Raw genomic sequence first — 15,602 nt, forward strand, 5'->3', positions numbered from 1 at the left:
GCTTATTGACAGGTCTTCTGCCCGGCCTTTGCGTCGAGCAGCTCGAGATTGGAAAGCTTGCCAGTCAGCACGAAGTCGCCGTAGTCCATCGTCAGATCGCGGGTGATGCCGTTCTCGTAGAGCTTGAAAGACATGCGATACACCGGAAGCGCGTCATTTTTTTCATTGTCGTTGAAGTAGGCGATCGTAACCGGCCAGAACGCCGTCTTGGCAAAGGCGCCCGCCTTATCCGCGTCGGCGTCGCTCGGTCCCGGCATTTCCTGTTTTCCGACGACCGTGGTCGTGACAAGCGTCTTGTCGCCATCATCCGAGCCGTCGAAGACGCGGGCTTCAAAGAACTTCCTGCCGGCCTTGGCATTCTCGATGACGTCGAGCATGTGTTCCGTCGGGAACCGGCTCTCGGCCAATTCGAGCTTCCGGTTTGCCGGTTGACTGAGGTCCACCTTTACGCCGGCAGCCACATCTTCCGCCGATCCCTGAACTTCCTTGTCGAGCTGATCGTCGGTGAAGGACTTCGTCTCGAATTGGAACTTGCGCGCCTCCAGGTTCTCGAAGGTCTTCGTCTGCTGGTCGCTCATGCGGACCGCGTCCCCGGTATCGATCTGGGTCACGAAGCGGAAATTGGTGGTGAAGCCATCGCAATAGGAGCCGTTGAACTCATAAACCATGCGCCCAAACATGCCGGAAATGCCAGAGCGTTCCGTCGCGTCCTTGAGTTCGAGGTCGTACACTGCACGATGAGGTATCAGGCCGCTCGCGATGGTCGCGTTGGCGGCGGCGGCAGACAAGCTGCTCGCGCTCACGCCAGCGAGAAAGACGGCGGCAAGACTCGAACGGAACATTCATTATCTCCTGTTGGACTCGCACGCGATGTTATAAGAACTCTTCCGGCCAAATCGAGGCTGAATGCTGTCTTTCGAGATTTTAGCCTTGATGCAGGATTTTTGAAGAACTTACAACAAAACGGGAGACGAAAATGTCAGACGCCATCGAGGCTCGCCTGAAGGAGCTGGGGGTCACCCTGCCCACCGCCGCGGCACCCGCGGCAAACTATGTTCCCTATGTCCTGACGGGCAATCTGCTCTTCATTTCCGGTCAGGGACCGATGGTGGACGGAAAGGTGGTCGTCGGCGGACATCTCGGCCGGGATGTCGACGTTCCGACCGGACAGAAGGCTGCGGAGCTCACCGCCATCAACCTGCTTGCCCAGGCGAAGGCTGCGCTCGGAAGCCTCGACCGCATCCAGCGCATTGTGAAACTGACCGGCTTCGTCGCCTCTACGCCCGATTTCACCGAGCAGCATCTTGTCATCAACGGCGCATCCGATTTCCTCGCCAAGGTGCTGGGAGATGCCGGAAAGCACAGTCGCGCAGCGGTTGGAACTGCGGCACTGCCGCTCGGCTTTGCCGTCGAGATCGAAGCCATCATGGAAGTTTCTGAATGAGCAAGTTCGCCTGGATCACTGAGCGCCCGGTCGCCCACCGGGGCTATCACGACATGAACAAGGAGGTCTGGGAGAACACCCTTTCGGCCTTCTCGCGGGCCATTGAGGCCGGCTTCGCCATCGAGTGCGATCTGCAATATGCATCTGATGGCGTTCCGGTCGTCTTCCATGACGGCGACCTCGAACGTCTCTGCAAGATCAAGGGCGACGTGCGCGAGCGGACTTCGGGCGAACTCGGCCTTCTTGCGGTCGGCGGCACGAAGGACCGCATTCCCACCCTGAAGCAGCTCCTCCAGCTTTGCGACGGCAAGGTGCCGCTGGTGCTGGAACTGAAGGGCAAGCAGGGCGACGACGAAGGCTTTGCCGAAGCCGTCCTCGAAGTGCTGGAAGGCTACAAGGGGCTCGTGGCGCTGATGAGCTTCGACCACTGGCTGCTCAAGGACCTGAAGTCGCTGGAGGCGCCCTACCCCGTCGGCCTGACGGCAGGAGGCAATGAGCCCGAACAGTTCTTCGTCCATGACGAGGCGATGCAACTCGGTCTCGACTTCATCTCCTATTTCTATGGCGACCTGCCCAATCCCTTCATCACGGCGCAGCGCAAACGCGGCATTCCCGTCATCACCTGGACCGTCCGCGACGAGGCCGCCCGCATCCACACTTTCGAAAACGCCGACCAGATGACGTTCGAAGGATTCGACCCACGGCTCCAAGCCTGAAATTCATCGCTTTTTCGACAAGATCATGCGCAGAATGAAAAGTAGAATTTCACGAAATCAATAGATCCTCCCCCGTTTCATGTCAGACGATTTGTCCATACGCGTCGAACGATCATTCAGTGCGATTTCCCCGGAAAGCTGGTCACGCCTTTCCGGGGCGTCGAAGACGGGTACGCAGCTCGACTACAATCCCTTCGTCTCGCACGCCTTCCTCTCTTCGCTGGAAGAATCCGGTTCGGCGACGGCCAAGACTGGCTGGCTCGGTCATCATCTGCTTTTGGAGACCTCGGCGGGAGAACTGGTGGGAGCGATCCCCGCCTACCTGAAAAACCACAGCCAAGGCGAATACGTATTCGACCACGGCTGGGCCGACGCATTCGAGCGCGCCGGCGGGCGGTATTATCCGAAGCTGCAATGCTCAATACCCTTCACGCCGGCGACTGGCCCGCGCCTGCTCGTGGCAGAAGGCGCTGATCGCCTCGCCCTCCAGCCGGCGCTTGCCGAAAGCCTCAAGGAAGTGGTGCGGCTCGCCGACGTGTCATCGGCGCATGTCACCTTCCTGCCCGAGGACGAGGCTCTCGTCTTCGAGCGAGACGGCTATCTGCACCGCAAGGACCAGCAGTTTCATTTCATCAATTCAGGTTACGCCAACCACGAGGAATTCCTCGAAACCCTCGCCTCCCGCAAGCGCAAGGCATTGCGCAAGGAACGCCGTGCGGCGCTCGAAGGCGGCATCACGATCGACTGGTTGACCGGACGCGATCTCACCGAAGCCATATGGGATCAGTTCTTCACCTTCTACATGGATACCGGCGGCCGCAAATGGGGCCGCCCTTACCTGACAAGGCAGTTCTATTCGCTGATCGGCGAACGCATGGCAGACGACATTCTGCTCGTCATGGCCAAGCGCAACGGCCGCTATATCGCCGGTGCGATCAACTTCATTGGCGCCGACGCCCTCTACGGCCGTCACTGGGGCTGCATCGAGGACCATCCGTTCCTCCATTTCGAGGTTTGCTACCACCAGGCTATCGATTTCGCGCTGGCAAAAGGCCTGGCGCGCGTCGAGGCCGGGGCCCAGGGAGAGCACAAGCTGGCGCGCGGCTATATGCCCGTCACCACCCATTCGGCCCATTTCATCGCCCATGCCGGGCTGAGGCGAGCCGTCGCCGATTATCTCGAGCACGAGCGCAGACAGGTCGAGCAGATCGGCGAGTTGCTGGCGGAGCAAGGTCCGTTCCGGAAGGGCGAGCGCCAGCAGGAGGATTGACGCGGCCCTGCGGGTGACGCATCTGTCTCGTCAACGAGGAGATTCCAGATGACCGACCCTTTCTACGACAGCAACAATATCTTCGCGAAGATCCTGCGCGGCGAGATCCCGTCCTACCGCGTCTACGAAGACGACAATGCGATCGTCTTCATGGACGTCATGCCGCAGGCCCCCGGCCACGCGCTCGTCGTTCCGCGGGCTGCCTCGCGCAACATGCTGGATGCCGACCCGCAGACGCTGTCGAAAGTCATCCCCATCGTCCAGAAGATCGCCAGGGCCTCCAAGGAGGCCTTCGATGCTGACGGCGTGACGGTCGTGCAGTTCAACGAGCCGGCGGCCGGCCAGAGCGTGTTCCACCTGCATTTCCACGTAATCCCACGGCACGAAGGCGTGCCGCTGAAGCCGCATTCCGGCACGATGGAAGACGGCGCGATCCTTGCCGCCAATGCCGAGAAACTGAAGGCGGCACTCGCAGAAGAGCTCTGACACAGAAGGGCCGAGCGGGCTGCCGACTGCGCTTCCTAAAAATGCAAACGGTGCCGGACCATTCCGTCCGGCACCGTTTCTCTTTTCAAGAGGTCTCGATTACTTCTTGCGCGGCACCTTCGGCACGGTGCTGCCCTTGCGGGGCGCCGAAGCCTTGGACGCCTTGTCCTCGGCCTTTGCCTCACTCTTCTTTGCCGCAGCACGCTTCGTCGTCGTCGCAGCCACCGCCTTCTTTGCCTTGGGCTTGGCAACGGTGCCGACGTTTCCGCCGTCGCCGTCTTCCACATCCTGGCCGATAAGCTCAACCTCCGGCTTCGGCTTGATCGGCGCGGTCTCCGAAATGGCTTCCAGCAAAATGCCCGTCGCGCCATCAGGCTTGGTGCCGACCGTCACGTTGACGACGCCACCCTTCCTGAGCTTGCCGAACAGTATTTCGTTCGCCAGCGGCTTCTTGATGTTTTCCTGGATGACGCGTCCAAGCGGACGAGCACCCATCCTGTCGTCATAGCCCTTGTCTGCGAGCCATGCGATAGCATCCTCGTGCAGGTCGAAGGTGACGTTGCGTTCCGAGAGCTGCGCTTCCAGCTGCATGATGAACTTCTGGACGACCTGGTGGATGACCTTGGTCGGCAAGGGAGCAAACTGGATGACGGCGTCCAGGCGGTTGCGGAACTCGGGCGTGAAGAGCCGGTTGAGCGCTTCCTCGTCCTCTCCGGTACGCTTCGAGGAACCGAAGCCGATGGCGGCCTTGGCCATTTCGGAAGCGCCCGCGTTGGTCGTCATGATCAGGATGACATTGCGGAAGTCGATCTTCTTGCCGTTGTGGTCCGTCAGCGTGCCATGATCCATGACCTGCAGAAGGATGTTGTAGATATCCGGATGCGCCTTCTCGATCTCGTCGAGCAGCACGACGCAGTGCGGATGCTGGTCGACGCCGTCGGTCAGCAGGCCGCCCTGGTCGAAGCCGACATAGCCGGGAGGTGCCCCAAGCAGGCGGGAAACCGTGTGGCGCTCCATATATTCGGACATGTCGAAGCGCAGCAGTTCCACGCCGAGCGACGAAGCAAGCTGCTTGGCGACTTCGGTCTTGCCGACACCGGTCGGGCCGGAGAAGACGTAGGAGCCGATCGGCTTGTTCGGTTCGCGCAGGCCCGCACGGGCGAGCTTGATCGCAGTCGCCAGAGCCTCGATAGCCTGGTCCTGGCCGTAAACGACCGAGCGCAGTTCCTGCTCAAGGTTGGCAAGCACGGCCTCGTCATCCTTGGACACCGACTTCGGCGGGATGCGTGCCATCGTCGCAACCGTCGCCTCGATCTCCTTCTCGGTGATCAGCTTGCGGCGCTTGGATGGCGGCAGCAGCATCTGGGCCGCACCCGTCTCGTCGATCACGTCGATCGCCTTGTCCGGCAGCTTGCGGTCCGAGATGTAACGCGCAGAGAGCTCGACCGCCGACTTGATCGCGTCGTTCGAGTAACGCAGATGATGATACTCTTCGAAATAGGGCTTGAGGCCCTTCATGATTTCGATCGCATCCTCGACGCTCGGCTCGTTGACGTCGATCTTCTGGAAGCGGCGGACAAGAGCCCGGTCCTTCTCGAAGAACTGGCGGTATTCCTTGTACGTGGTTGACCCGATGCAGCGGATCGCGCCCGAAGACAGAGCAGGCTTCAACAGGTTCGACGCGTCCATGGCGCCGCCGGAGGTCGCGCCCGCACCGATGACGGTGTGGATTTCGTCGATGAAGAGCACGGCGCCGGGATATTCCTCCAGCTCCTTGACCACCTGCTTCAGGCGCTCTTCGAAGTCGCCGCGATAGCGCGTGCCGGCAAGCAGCGTGCCCATGTCGAGCGAGAAGATCGTGGCATCGGCAAGCGCCTCGGGCACCTTGCCTTCGACGATGCGCTTGGCCAGCCCCTCGGCGATTGCGGTCTTGCCCACGCCCGGATCACCGACGTAGAGCGGATTGTTCTTCGAACGGCGGCAAAGCACCTGGATCGTACGATTGACCTCGGAGTGGCGGCCGATCAGGGGATCGATCTTGCCGCTCTTGGCCTTCTCGTTCAGGTTCACGCAGTAGGCCTTCAGGGCGTCCTGCTGCTTCTTCGAACCGCCTTCTTCCTGCTCGCCGCGAGACGAAGGCTTGCTTTCGGCCTCACCTTCCTCGGCGCCGCGCGGGGGGCGCACCTGCGAGGAGCCCGGCCTCTTGCCGATCCCATGGGAAATGTAGTTGACCGCGTCGTAGCGGGTCATCTCCTGCTCCTGCAGGAAATAGGCGGCATGGCTTTCGCGCTCGGCGAAGATCGCGACGAGAACGTTCGCGCCCGTCACTTCCTCGCGGCCGGAAGACTGCACATGGATGACGGCGCGCTGAATGACACGCTGGAAACCGGAGGTCGGCTTGGAATCCTCGTCATAACCGGTAATCAAATTGGATAGTTCATTATCGACATATTCAACGAGCGTCTTGCGCAGCGCGTCCAGGTCGACATTGCAGGCGCCCATAACGGCCGCTGCGTCGGCGTCGTCGATCAGCGCCAACAGCAGATGCTCGAGCGTGGCATATTCATGATGCCGCTCGTTCGCGTACGTCAGTGCCTGATGCAGCGCCTTCTCAAGACTAGGCGAAAATGTTGGCACGTGGAGATCCTCACTTCTTTTCCATAACACATTGCAGCGGATGCTGGTGCTGTCGGGCGAAATCCATGACCTGGCTCACCTTTGTTTCGGCCACTTCATATGTAAACACACCACATTCGCCTACTCCGTGATTGTGTACATGGAGCATGATACGTGTGGCACTTTCACGATCCTTCTGGAAAAAGCGTTCCAGTATGTGGATGACGAACTCCATCGGGGTGTAGTCGTCGTTGAGAAGCAGCACGCGATACAGATTGGGTTTCTTGGTTTTCGCCTTGGTGCGCGTGATTACCGAGGTGCTACGATTTCCGTTATCCCCGTTCCTTTCGCTGTCGTTTTGCATCCGGATCGACATGGCGATCATCTTCATTCATTCCTCAAGTCCATCGGTGGGGCGTTGGCACCTCTGTCGACCCCGTCGAACATCCGAGACACTAACTTAGTTCATATTCTAGGGATTTTAAGCCCCCCGTTGGACACTGCAATCACAATTCGGTTTAGACCCGCCGAAAGCCAAAAGAATCTGGGCGGCGACCCAAACGAAGAAGACCGGCCGCGAGGCATCGCAGCCGGTCTCCCAATCTCAAGCGGACATAAGCCCAATTTCTGTCATGCCATCACGCGGCAGCAGAGGTCACCGCAGCGGCGGCCTTGGCGGCCGCTTTTGTCGGGGCCGCCGGAATCTCGTAGGGCTTGTAGACCGTCTTGGCGAGATCGGCATACATCTCGCTCAGCTTGGTTGCCTCGGAAACGAAGCTCTCATAGGACGACTTGGCGAAACTGCTCTGGATCTCGAAAGCGGCCTCGAAGCTCTTGACGCCAGCCAACGTCTCGGCATGAGCCACAGCATCCTGAAAGGATTTCTTGGAATATTCCGCGGCTTCCGCGGCGATCGCCTGGAAGCCCTTAGCGACGTCCGAATAGCTCTTCAGCATGGTGTCCATCGCTTCCTTGCTCTTCTTGTTCGCATCATCAAAGTTGAACATGTGTTGCCCGTCCCTTTTCCTGCTTCATTCCTAAAAGCGAAGGTTAAATGCGACGCACAAATAGTCAAGTCGTTTTGTGCGACGCAACATAACCTTAGATTGCAAATCGGTAGGCTTTCGGCCACGGGAGAAAAATCGGCGCTTCTTTGCTATTGTTTTTGCAGAAATATATCACAGCCTCGCAACCAAAGGCTTTGCTAAAATAACGGAAAAATGATCACGGAGAGCGTTTTTGAGGCGATTTCGGCCTCAGCCCGGCCAAAGGCTCGGCATTTTTCGCGAACTGCGGTCTCTTTTGAGAAAATTCAGCCGGAATTCCGGCTTACGACCAAGATCACCGGAACGCACCCGGATGAGTTCGCCGAAGGATGCGGCAGTCAAAAGAAAGGGCCGGTCTTTGCCGGCCCGTCCAATTGTATCGTGCCCCTGAAAATCAGAGATCGACGTCGAGGATTGCCATCGAGAAGTTGTAGGAGCGGTCGCCGTCCTCATCATCCACGTAGACCACGCCGAGAAACTCTTCGCCTGCATAGACCTCCGCGGAATCGTTCTTGCGCGGGCGTGCCTTCACGACGAATTGGGGGTTGAACGTGCGTTTGAAGTAGGCGTCGAGCTTCTTGATCTCTTCGGGCTTCACAGTACATCTCCGTCAGCGGTTCCGAGTTGGCCGCTTCTTGCATGGGAAAAGCGGCCCTGTAAAGGCCGGGACGGCGGGAACGGAACTCTGTCCACGCCGCATTCCCATGCGCCGCCTTGAATGCAAGGCCAATTACAGGACGCCTCAGATATCGGCGCCGATCACCTGGTCCATGACCCGAGAAGGTTCGGCACAGCCTGCCTCGCCCACTACCTTGGCCGGAACGCCCGCCACGGTCGTCTTCGGCGGAACCGGCTTCAGCACGACCGAACCGGCGGCGATGCGCGAGCAATAGCCGATCTCGATATTCCCGAGAATCTTGGCGCCGGCGCCGATCAGAACGCCGTTCCCGATCTTCGGGTGCCGGTCGCTGCCTTCCTTGCCGGTACCGCCGAGGGTCACGCCGTGAAGGATGGAGACGTTGTCGCCGATGACTGCCGTCTCGCCGATAACCAGACCTGTCGCGTGGTCGAGGAAGATCCCCTTGCCGATCCGCGCTGCCGGATTGATGTCGGTCTGGAAGACGCTGGAGGAGCGGCTCTGCAGGTAGAGCGCGAAATCGCGCCGGCCGCGCCCAAGCAGCCAGTGCGCGAGGCGATGCGTCTGGATGGCGTGGAAGCCCTTGAAATAAAGAACCGCCTCGAGGAACCGCAGGCATGCGGGGTCGCGATCATAGATCGCCTGGATATCGACGCGCAGGATGGCGCTCCATTCCGGCCAGTCCTCAAGCATCGCGTCGAAGGCCTGCCGGAGTACGATCGCCTGCATATCCGGGTGATCGAGCCGATCGCAGATGCGGTGAATTACGCATTCCTCGAGCGAACGATTATTGATAACGGTCGAATGCAGCAGGGTCGCGAGAACCGGGTCCTCTTCGACGGCAGCACGAGCTTCCTCGCGCATGCTGTCCCAAATCGGGTCCATGACCTGAAGCTGATTTGCGCTATCAATTTGCCGAATATCACTTTTTGCGACCATTGGCGGTCTCCTCATTTCCCGTCGGGAGGTTCATTGTATACCGAAAGGCGCATTATATAGAGTAAAACTCCCGCGACATAAATGGGGCTCCAATCAATGGTTTCAGGGCATGATTTTGCTGGTGGGATGATCAAGGCAAACTGCCATGAACGAATTGGAACTCTTCTGATTGGCAATGGCTTCCGCAAGAACGCGATTACGGCCGGCATGTGGCGGGGCATCCCCCATGCGCTACGCTGGCTGACGGACGAGGCGCATGCACGCGTCATCATCATCCGCGGCGGTGGCGCCAATACCGATTTCAGCTCTGGCGCCGATATCAACGAATTCGAGACCGTCAGGAAGGACGCAGCCACCGCACGGATCTACGAAGGCTATAACAGCGACGCTTTCGCCGCGATCCGCCGCTGCAGGATCCCTGTCATCGCCGCAATACGCGGCGTCTGCTTCGGCGGCGGCTTCGGCATCGCCGCGGCCTGTGACCTGCGCATTGCCGATGAGACCGCCCTCTTTGGGGTTCCCGCCGCGCGCCTGGGCATCGCTTATCCGGCCGAGGCGGTGCAGGATATCGTCAGCGCCCTCGGCCCGCAGATGGCAAAGATGGCGCTCTTCACCGGCGCCCCGATATCGGCCGCCAAGATGGTCGCCGCCGGCTTCCTCCTTGAAGCGGTGCGCGCCGACCTTCTCGACACCGAGGTCGCAGCACTTGCCGACGCCATCGCTGGGAACGCGCCCATCAGCATCCATGCTTCAAAGGCGGCGGTCCGGGCTGCCGTCGAACAGGATTCCGATCTGTTGGGCGAGGCGGAGGTCCTCGCTACGACCACCTTCGATAGTGCGGACTATGCGGAAGGGATCGCTGCCTTCGCGGAGCACCGCAAACCGAAATTCACCGGCCAGTGACTTGAGGGCGCATTGGCGCCCGACGGATCATGTCACCGGCCAGCGACTTCCTCATAGAAGTCGAGCACGGCCTTCTTGAACACACGATCGCCAACGGCGAGCATGTGATCTCGATTTGGAATGTCGAGCGCACGGGCGTTCGGCATGAGGTTGGCAAGCGCCCGCGGCGAGCCTGCAATATCGTCCTTCGTGCCAACGCCAATCAGCGTCGGCGCCGTGATCCGGGCCATGTCCTCACGGGCGATGAGGTCGCGGGAGCCGCGGATACAGGCGGCGAGTGCCACACGATCGCTGCGCGTCTGATCCGCAAAGGTCCGGAACATGCGCCCCTTGTCATGCACGACATCATCGAGCGACTGCGCGAGCAGCGCATCGGCAATCGGGTCCCAGTCGCCGACGCCGTCGGTCATGCCGATCCCGAGCCCACCGAACACAAGCGAGCGAACACGGTTCGGATGATCGAGTGCGAGAAACGCCGAAACTCTTGCGCCCATGGAGTAGCCCATGACGTTGGCTTCCGGGATCCCAAGGTGATCCAGCAGCGCAGCCGCATCCGAAGCCATCGCCCATGGACGATAGGCTTCGATATCGCGCGGCTTGTCACTCGCGCCATGGCCGCGATTGTCGACGGCGATGACGCGGTAACCCGCCTCGCCGAGCGTCTTCAGCCAGCCCGGATGAACCCAATTGACGTTTGCCGTCGATGCAAATCCGTGGATCAGAAGCACAGGTGGCCCCTGAGGATCTCCCTCGTCGAAAAAGGAGAGCTTCAGGCCGTCGTGAAAGAAGTGGGAAAAGGCAGGCGTATTCAAGTTCATATCGGGATCCTTCCTGCCGCGGACCATATTTTATTGAGTCATGCGGGTGAAGACCGGCAGGAGGGAAAATCGACTGTTGCTCAAAGGTGCTGGAGGGCCCGCGCCCCTACCGGGCGATCAGGGCTCAGGGAATGGCAAAGATGCTGATCTGGTCGCTGATGCCGCGCAGCATCACCTCATGCGACATGGGTTTCAAGCCGCGCTTGCTCAAGAGATCGGAAGCGCGGGGATCCTCGATAACGGAGCTGGTGGCGAAGATTTCCCGCGATGTCGCAAGATGCTGGACGCGCGAGGCGATGTTTACAGTCTGGCCGAAATAGTCCTGTCGCTCGTTCAGGTTCACGGCGATGCACGGGCCTTCGTGGATGCCTATCTTGAGGAGCAGGTCCTCGCGGCCACGGTCGTCATTCAACTTGCGCATTGCATCGCGCATCCGCATGGCCGCCATGACCGCGCGATCGGGCGTTGGGAAGGTTGCCATGACCGCATCACCGATCGTCTTGACGACGGCGCCTGCCTCTGCGCCGACGATCTCGTTCAGGATGCCGAAATGGGTCTTCACCAGATCGAAGGCGGCGAGGTCCCCTACCCTTTCATAGAGCTCGGTCGAGCCGCGCAGATCGGTGAAGAGAAAAGTCAGGCTGATGATCTTCAGACGCTGATCGACGTCCAGGGTGTCGGCCCGGAATATGTCGCGGAAGGTTTGGTTGGACAAAAGGCGCTTGGCAGTGAGGAACGGTCGGCGACGCCCGAGTAGCCCATGAAGCGCATCGTTTGCCAGACACACCGATGGCAAGGTACGGACCTCTGCGTGGTTTTCCACCTGGATGCGCAGCGGCCCGGGCTGCAGGCGCAGGGTCTCGCTGTGGCGGTGCTGGCGGTCGAAGACGAGCGAGATGCTTCTTCGTTCTTTTGTCGGCTCTCCTTGCACATCGAGGAACTGCGCTGCATGCGTCACCGGCTCGAAGATGATGACGAACTCTGCCGGCAGTTGCAGTGAGATGACGGCCTTCTCGCCGGGCGGCAATTCCAGCATGTCGAGGATGAAGTCGTCGGCTTTTTCCAGATAGTCCTCATCGGGCAGATCGACACCCGAGCCCCAGTAGATCTGGCGGAAATACTCGTGCGGCGGCAGTTCGTGCGGATTGTGCGCTCCGATGTGCCGCACGCGCGGACTGACGGTAAACGTCACTTCGACCATCTCATCGAGCGTAGGTTCGTAGCCGGCGGCGCAAAGCGCGCACGTATATTCTTCGTTCTGCACCGTTCTCAGAGACGTATTGGCATCCAATACGCCGCCACAGCCCGGGCAAAGGACATTCCAGGACATATCAAAGAGGCCCAGATGGGCTGCATGCAGGAACGCGTTGACAGTCTTCTCTTCGTCAAGCCCTTCATTGGCGGCGAAAGCCAGTGCGTTGACGCGGCAAAGCTTGCGGTCGGGTGCGTCCCGGACAAGCCTCTCGATCGCCTCGACAATGTCGGTCGTCACGGAGCGGCGCAGCGCCGCAAACAAGGGCTGAGTTTGATCCATGCTCCCATCCTACACCGAAAGCCGCGTGTAGGCAGCGGTTTTGTGGCTCGCGGCCTGGATGGCGCATCCTGGCCCACCGCGTTTGGCGACTATCACCCGTGCGAAATCTGTCGCCGTATGCGTGGATTTGGCACTACACATTTCCGGAGAAGAATTATAAGGTCCGCGCCAATCGCAGAAGCATTCGGAGATCAGCATGGCCGGCCACAATATTCCCCACTTCCAGAACGACGGCGGGCATCGCGTCATCGAGGTCGGCGTGAAGGAATTCATGTGCACCGGCGCCTCGGTGCCGTTCGACCACCCGCACATCTTCATCGACATGGGCGACGAGGACGAGAAAGTCTGCTCCTATTGCTCGACGCTCTATCGCTACAATCCGTCTTTGAAGCCTGAGCAGACCAACCCGGCCGGCTGCGTCTTCCACGTCAAGGCAGCCTGATTCCATTTCCGGAGGATCGCGCGCGCAAATGTCCATCAGAAGCGCCGCCATCATCGGCGCCGGCGTGGCCGGGCTTACAGCCGCGCTTTCTCTCGCCAGACACGGCATTCGCTCCGACATCTTCGAACAGGCTGACACACTGACAGAAGTCGGTGCCGGCCTGCAGTTGTCGCCAAACGCCTCGCGCGTTCTGGGCGAGCTTGGGCTGCTGCAGGCGCTCTCAGAAGTCTGGTTGGAGCCGCGCGACGTTTCCCTCGTTTCTGGGCGATCGCTACGCCGGATCGCGTCCGTTCCCTGCGGCAGTTTCGCGCGGGCCCGCTGGGGTGCGCCCTACGGCGTTCTGCACCGCGCGACGCTTCAGAGGGTGTTGGTCGATGCGGTGAAAGCCAATCCCCTCTGCACGCTCCACCTTTCGACACTGCTAGCGAACCCCTCGCTGCAATATCTGTCGCAGGCTGGGTTGGCCGCCGCCGATGTTTTGATTGGCGCGGACGGGGTCTGGTCCCGCACCCGCACGCAGGTCCCCGCGAGCCCCGCACCACGCTTTTCGGGCAACATCGCCTGGCGGTTCATTCTTCGGGAGGCGGACGCGCCACGCTTCCTCGACCGGACAAGCGTCACTGCCTTTCTCGGCCCGTCTGCACACCTCGTCTGCTATCCGCTCAAGGAGACCGGCGGCTTCAATGTCGTGGCGATCGCCGCCGGGAGCAGTAGCGCTCGCGAGTGGGGCGCTGCCGGCAGCGAGGCTCAGCGGACGATGCTGATCCGCCAGTTTGCCGGATGGAACGCCGAGATCGGCAGGGTGCTCGCGGACGCGGCACAGGCGACTTTCTGGCCGCTCTACGAACTCGGCAACGGACGCTGGCACAACGGGCGGGACACAATCCTGATCGGCGATGCCGCGCACGCGATGATGCCCTTCGCCGCCCAGGGCGCGGCGATGGCCATCGAGGATGCGTATGAACTCGCCGGCATGCTCGCCACGCACCCGCTTGCCGAAGCCTTCGATCTGTTCGAGACGCGCCGGCAACCACGCATTGCCCGGCTGAGGCAGCGCGCCGCCTTCAACCGTTTCGCCTATCACGCACGCGGACCACTGCGGATCGGGCGCGACGTCGTTCTTGCGCTTCGCCCGCCGCAGAGTCTCGCGGCCGATTTCGATTGGCTCTACGGCTACCGCGCGGTCGGCTGACCGGCGGGATCAGACCGCGGCTGCTGCGGCAAAGCCTCTTTCAATGTCCGCCTTCAAGTCGGCGATATCTTCCAGGCCGATCTGCAGGCGGATGACCGGCCCCTCGGCCGGCGCCTTGCAAATGCGCCGGTCATTGAGATTGACGTGCAGCGCGAGGCTTTCGAAGCCGCCCCACGAATAGCCCAGACCGAAGATCGACAGCGCATCGAGGAAGGCATGGGCCTTGGCCTTGAATTTCTCCGGCGCGTCCACCGCGAGAACAAAGGAAAAGATGCCGCTCGCGCCCTTGAAGTCGCGCTTCCATATTTCATGGCCCGGGAAGCTCGGCAGCGCCGGATGGAGCACCTTCGCAACGTCCTGCCTTCCCTCCAGCCATTCAGCGATCAAAAGCGCACTTTCCTGGTGGCGGTCGAGACGGACACCCATCGTGCGCAGGCCGCGGAGGATCTGGTAGGCGTCGTCCGGCGCTCCACAGATACCGAGCGTGATATTGGTCTCCTTCAGGCGGGGCCAGTGCTCCGCGTTGGCGGAGACCGTTCCCATCAGTATGTCCGAATGACCCGACGGATATTTCGTCGCTGCATGGATCGAGATGTCGACGCCATGATCGAGCGGCCGGAAATAGACCGGCGTCGCCCAGGTATTGTCCATCGTGACAATGCAGCCATACCTGTGGGCGATCGCGGAAATCTGGCCGATATCCTGCATCTCGAAGGTATTGGAGCCCGGTGCTTCGGTGTGGACAAGCTTCGTGTTCGGCTTAATCAACGCATCGATGCCGGCACCGATCATCGGATCATAGTAATCGACCTCGACGCCCAGGCGCCTCAGCATCGTGTCGCAGAAGTGACGCGTCGGCGCATAGACCGAATCGACGATGAGCGCGTGGTCGCCCGCAGAAAGAAAGCCGAGAAATGGAATCGTGACCGCTGCAAGACCGGTCGGGACGAGGATTGTCCCGGCCGAGCCTTCGAGTTCATCGATCGCTTCACAAAGTGCGTCCGTCGTGGGCGTCCCGCGGGTGGCATAGGTGTATTTCTGTGCCCGCGTCTCCATGGTCCGCGCATCCTTGAAGAGCACCGTCGAAGCATGCACCACCGGCGGATTGACGAAACCATGATATTCGGAGGGTGAATTTCCGATATGGGTCAGGCGCGTATTGATACCGGCGCTCTGCAGCGAGAACTCTTTTTCTGTCATGTTTGAAGGGGCCTTTGGCAGTGTCATGAAGATTGGATTTCTGACCGCCGGCGTCGCCTGGGTCAACCCATGGCAGCAGGCGATCGGTTTCAATGGAGTGCGATTCCGTATCCGTTGCGCAAGTTCAAAGCGCTTTCGGCATGTTTTTTCAGCAAAAAGCCGCTCATTGTCTAGCCAAATGCCTGTGCCGGAGGCGCCTTTTCGCAAAATGCCGATTTATGCCGCAATTCTCAGACGTGACACTTGACCATGGGAACATTTGCGACTGTGATATAACTTCTCGCGCCGGGAGGGTGTCGGGACGAGGGGTTCGTGCGTGGCTCGCTTCAGTCGTGCCGCCCCGGATAAGAACAACGAAT

General features: G+C 60.4%; 16 protein-coding genes. 7 read left to right on the forward strand and 9 right to left on the reverse strand.

What is annotated here, in order from left to right:
- Positions 1–2: 2 nt before the first annotated feature.
- Positions 3–842, reverse strand: coding sequence for a cell envelope integrity EipB family protein (locus EV286_RS09820; protein WP_132956830.1), 840 nt, complete (start codon positions 840–842; stop codon positions 3–5).
- Between the two features lie 134 nt (positions 843–976).
- Between EV286_RS09820 and EV286_RS09825 the strand changes: the two genes are divergently transcribed.
- The 4 genes from EV286_RS09825 to EV286_RS09840 all read left to right on the forward strand — a co-directional run bounded on the left by EV286_RS09825 (position 977) and on the right by EV286_RS09840 (position 3,916).
- Positions 977–1,444, forward strand: a complete 468-nt coding sequence (locus EV286_RS09825) for a RidA family protein (RefSeq protein ID WP_132956831.1) — start codon at positions 977–979, stop codon at positions 1,442–1,444.
- Positions 1,441–2,160, forward strand: coding sequence for a glycerophosphodiester phosphodiesterase (locus tag EV286_RS09830; RefSeq protein ID WP_132956832.1), 720 nt, complete (start codon positions 1,441–1,443; stop codon positions 2,158–2,160). Before EV286_RS09825 ends, EV286_RS09830 begins: the two co-directional genes overlap by 4 nt.
- A gap of 79 nt (positions 2,161–2,239) precedes the next feature.
- Positions 2,240–3,430, forward strand: a complete 1,191-nt coding sequence (locus tag EV286_RS09835; RefSeq protein ID WP_132956833.1) for a GNAT family N-acetyltransferase — start codon at positions 2,240–2,242, stop codon at positions 3,428–3,430.
- Positions 3,431–3,478: 48 nt separating this feature from the next.
- Entirely contained in the window at positions 3,479–3,916 is a 438-nt protein-coding gene (locus tag EV286_RS09840; RefSeq protein WP_132956834.1) for an HIT family protein, read from the forward strand.
- A gap of 99 nt (positions 3,917–4,015) precedes the next feature.
- Here the strand turns inward: EV286_RS09840 and clpA are convergent, their stop codons facing one another.
- The 5 genes from clpA to cysE all read right to left on the reverse strand — a co-directional run bounded on the left by clpA (position 4,016) and on the right by cysE (position 9,154).
- Complete coding sequence (gene clpA, locus EV286_RS09845; RefSeq protein WP_132956835.1) at positions 4,016–6,553, reverse strand: ATP-dependent Clp protease ATP-binding subunit ClpA; 2,538 nt, start codon at positions 6,551–6,553, stop codon at positions 4,016–4,018.
- A gap of 10 nt (positions 6,554–6,563) precedes the next feature.
- Complete coding sequence (gene clpS, locus EV286_RS09850; protein ID WP_132956904.1) at positions 6,564–6,917, reverse strand: ATP-dependent Clp protease adapter ClpS; 354 nt, start codon at positions 6,915–6,917, stop codon at positions 6,564–6,566.
- 253 nt (positions 6,918–7,170) lie between these two features.
- Positions 7,171–7,539: a phasin family protein gene (locus EV286_RS09855; protein ID WP_132956836.1), complete on the reverse strand. Its 369-nt coding sequence runs from the start codon at positions 7,537–7,539 to the stop codon at positions 7,171–7,173.
- Positions 7,540–7,972: 433 nt separating this feature from the next.
- On the reverse strand, positions 7,973–8,176 hold the full coding sequence (locus EV286_RS09860) for a DUF3126 family protein (RefSeq protein WP_132956837.1): 204 nt from the start codon (positions 8,174–8,176) through the stop codon (positions 7,973–7,975).
- A 144-nt stretch (positions 8,177–8,320) separates the two neighbouring features.
- The gene (gene cysE, locus EV286_RS09865) at positions 8,321–9,154 is read right to left on the reverse strand and encodes a serine O-acetyltransferase (protein WP_132956838.1); all 834 of its coding nucleotides are present in this window, start codon (positions 9,152–9,154) and stop codon (positions 8,321–8,323) included.
- A gap of 126 nt (positions 9,155–9,280) precedes the next feature.
- Here cysE and EV286_RS09870 point away from each other — a divergent pair, with 126 nt between their 5' ends.
- Complete coding sequence (locus EV286_RS09870; protein ID WP_245500658.1) at positions 9,281–10,057, forward strand: enoyl-CoA hydratase-related protein; 777 nt, start codon at positions 9,281–9,283, stop codon at positions 10,055–10,057.
- Positions 10,058–10,089: 32 nt separating this feature from the next.
- Here the strand turns inward: EV286_RS09870 and EV286_RS09875 are convergent, their stop codons facing one another.
- Entirely contained in the window at positions 10,090–10,875 is a 786-nt protein-coding gene (locus EV286_RS09875; protein ID WP_132956840.1) for an alpha/beta hydrolase, read from the reverse strand.
- 124 nt (positions 10,876–10,999) lie between these two features.
- Positions 11,000–12,409 carry an adenylate/guanylate cyclase domain-containing protein gene (locus EV286_RS09880; RefSeq protein WP_132956841.1) on the reverse strand — a complete coding sequence of 470 codons (1,410 nt, stop codon included), beginning with the start codon at positions 12,407–12,409 and terminating at the stop codon, positions 11,000–11,002.
- Between the two features lie 196 nt (positions 12,410–12,605).
- Between EV286_RS09880 and EV286_RS09885 the strand changes: the two genes are divergently transcribed.
- Together EV286_RS09885 and EV286_RS09890 are read left to right on the forward strand one after the other, a co-directional pair.
- Positions 12,606–12,851, forward strand: a complete 246-nt coding sequence (locus EV286_RS09885) for a zinc-finger domain-containing protein (protein ID WP_132956842.1) — start codon at positions 12,606–12,608, stop codon at positions 12,849–12,851.
- Positions 12,852–12,879: 28 nt separating this feature from the next.
- Positions 12,880–14,043: an FAD-dependent monooxygenase gene (locus tag EV286_RS09890; RefSeq protein WP_132956843.1), complete on the forward strand. Its 1,164-nt coding sequence runs from the start codon at positions 12,880–12,882 to the stop codon at positions 14,041–14,043.
- 9 nt (positions 14,044–14,052) lie between these two features.
- On the opposite strand, the gene EV286_RS09895 is transcribed toward EV286_RS09890, so the two are convergent.
- Entirely contained in the window at positions 14,053–15,243 is a 1,191-nt protein-coding gene (locus EV286_RS09895) for a cystathionine beta-lyase (RefSeq protein ID WP_132956844.1), read from the reverse strand.
- Between the last annotated feature and the right edge of the window lie 359 nt (positions 15,244–15,602).

This window comes from Rhizobium sp. BK251, assembly GCF_004345245.1.
GTDB lineage: Bacteria > Pseudomonadota > Alphaproteobacteria > Rhizobiales > Rhizobiaceae > Rhizobium.

Excerpts from the sequence above, each read along its gene's own strand:
- EV286_RS09855 (WP_132956836.1), bottom strand. The coding sequence starts at position 7,539 with ATGTTCAACTTTGATGATGCGAACAAGAAGAGCAAGGAAGCGATGGAC.
- EV286_RS09875 (WP_132956840.1), bottom strand. The coding sequence starts at position 10,875 with ATGAACTTGAATACGCCTGCCTTTTCCCACTTCTTTCACGACGGCCTG.
- EV286_RS09870 (WP_245500658.1), top strand. The coding sequence starts at position 9,281 with ATGATCAAGGCAAACTGCCATGAACGAATTGGAACTCTTCTGATTGGC.
- clpS (WP_132956904.1), bottom strand. The coding sequence starts at position 6,917 with ATGATCGCCATGTCGATCCGGATGCAAAACGACAGCGAAAGGAACGGG.
- EV286_RS09820 (WP_132956830.1), bottom strand. The coding sequence starts at position 842 with ATGTTCCGTTCGAGTCTTGCCGCCGTCTTTCTCGCTGGCGTGAGCGCG.
- cysE (WP_132956838.1), bottom strand. The coding sequence starts at position 9,154 with ATGGTCGCAAAAAGTGATATTCGGCAAATTGATAGCGCAAATCAGCTT.
- EV286_RS09885 (WP_132956842.1), top strand. The coding sequence starts at position 12,606 with ATGGCCGGCCACAATATTCCCCACTTCCAGAACGACGGCGGGCATCGC.
- EV286_RS09890 (WP_132956843.1), top strand. The coding sequence starts at position 12,880 with ATGTCCATCAGAAGCGCCGCCATCATCGGCGCCGGCGTGGCCGGGCTT.
- EV286_RS09895 (WP_132956844.1), bottom strand. The coding sequence starts at position 15,243 with ATGACAGAAAAAGAGTTCTCGCTGCAGAGCGCCGGTATCAATACGCGC.
- EV286_RS09825 (WP_132956831.1), top strand. The coding sequence starts at position 977 with ATGTCAGACGCCATCGAGGCTCGCCTGAAGGAGCTGGGGGTCACCCTG.
- EV286_RS09840 (WP_132956834.1), top strand. The coding sequence starts at position 3,479 with ATGACCGACCCTTTCTACGACAGCAACAATATCTTCGCGAAGATCCTG.
- EV286_RS09880 (WP_132956841.1), bottom strand. The coding sequence starts at position 12,409 with ATGGATCAAACTCAGCCCTTGTTTGCGGCGCTGCGCCGCTCCGTGACG.
- EV286_RS09830 (WP_132956832.1), top strand. The coding sequence starts at position 1,441 with ATGAGCAAGTTCGCCTGGATCACTGAGCGCCCGGTCGCCCACCGGGGC.
- EV286_RS09835 (WP_132956833.1), top strand. The coding sequence starts at position 2,240 with ATGTCAGACGATTTGTCCATACGCGTCGAACGATCATTCAGTGCGATT.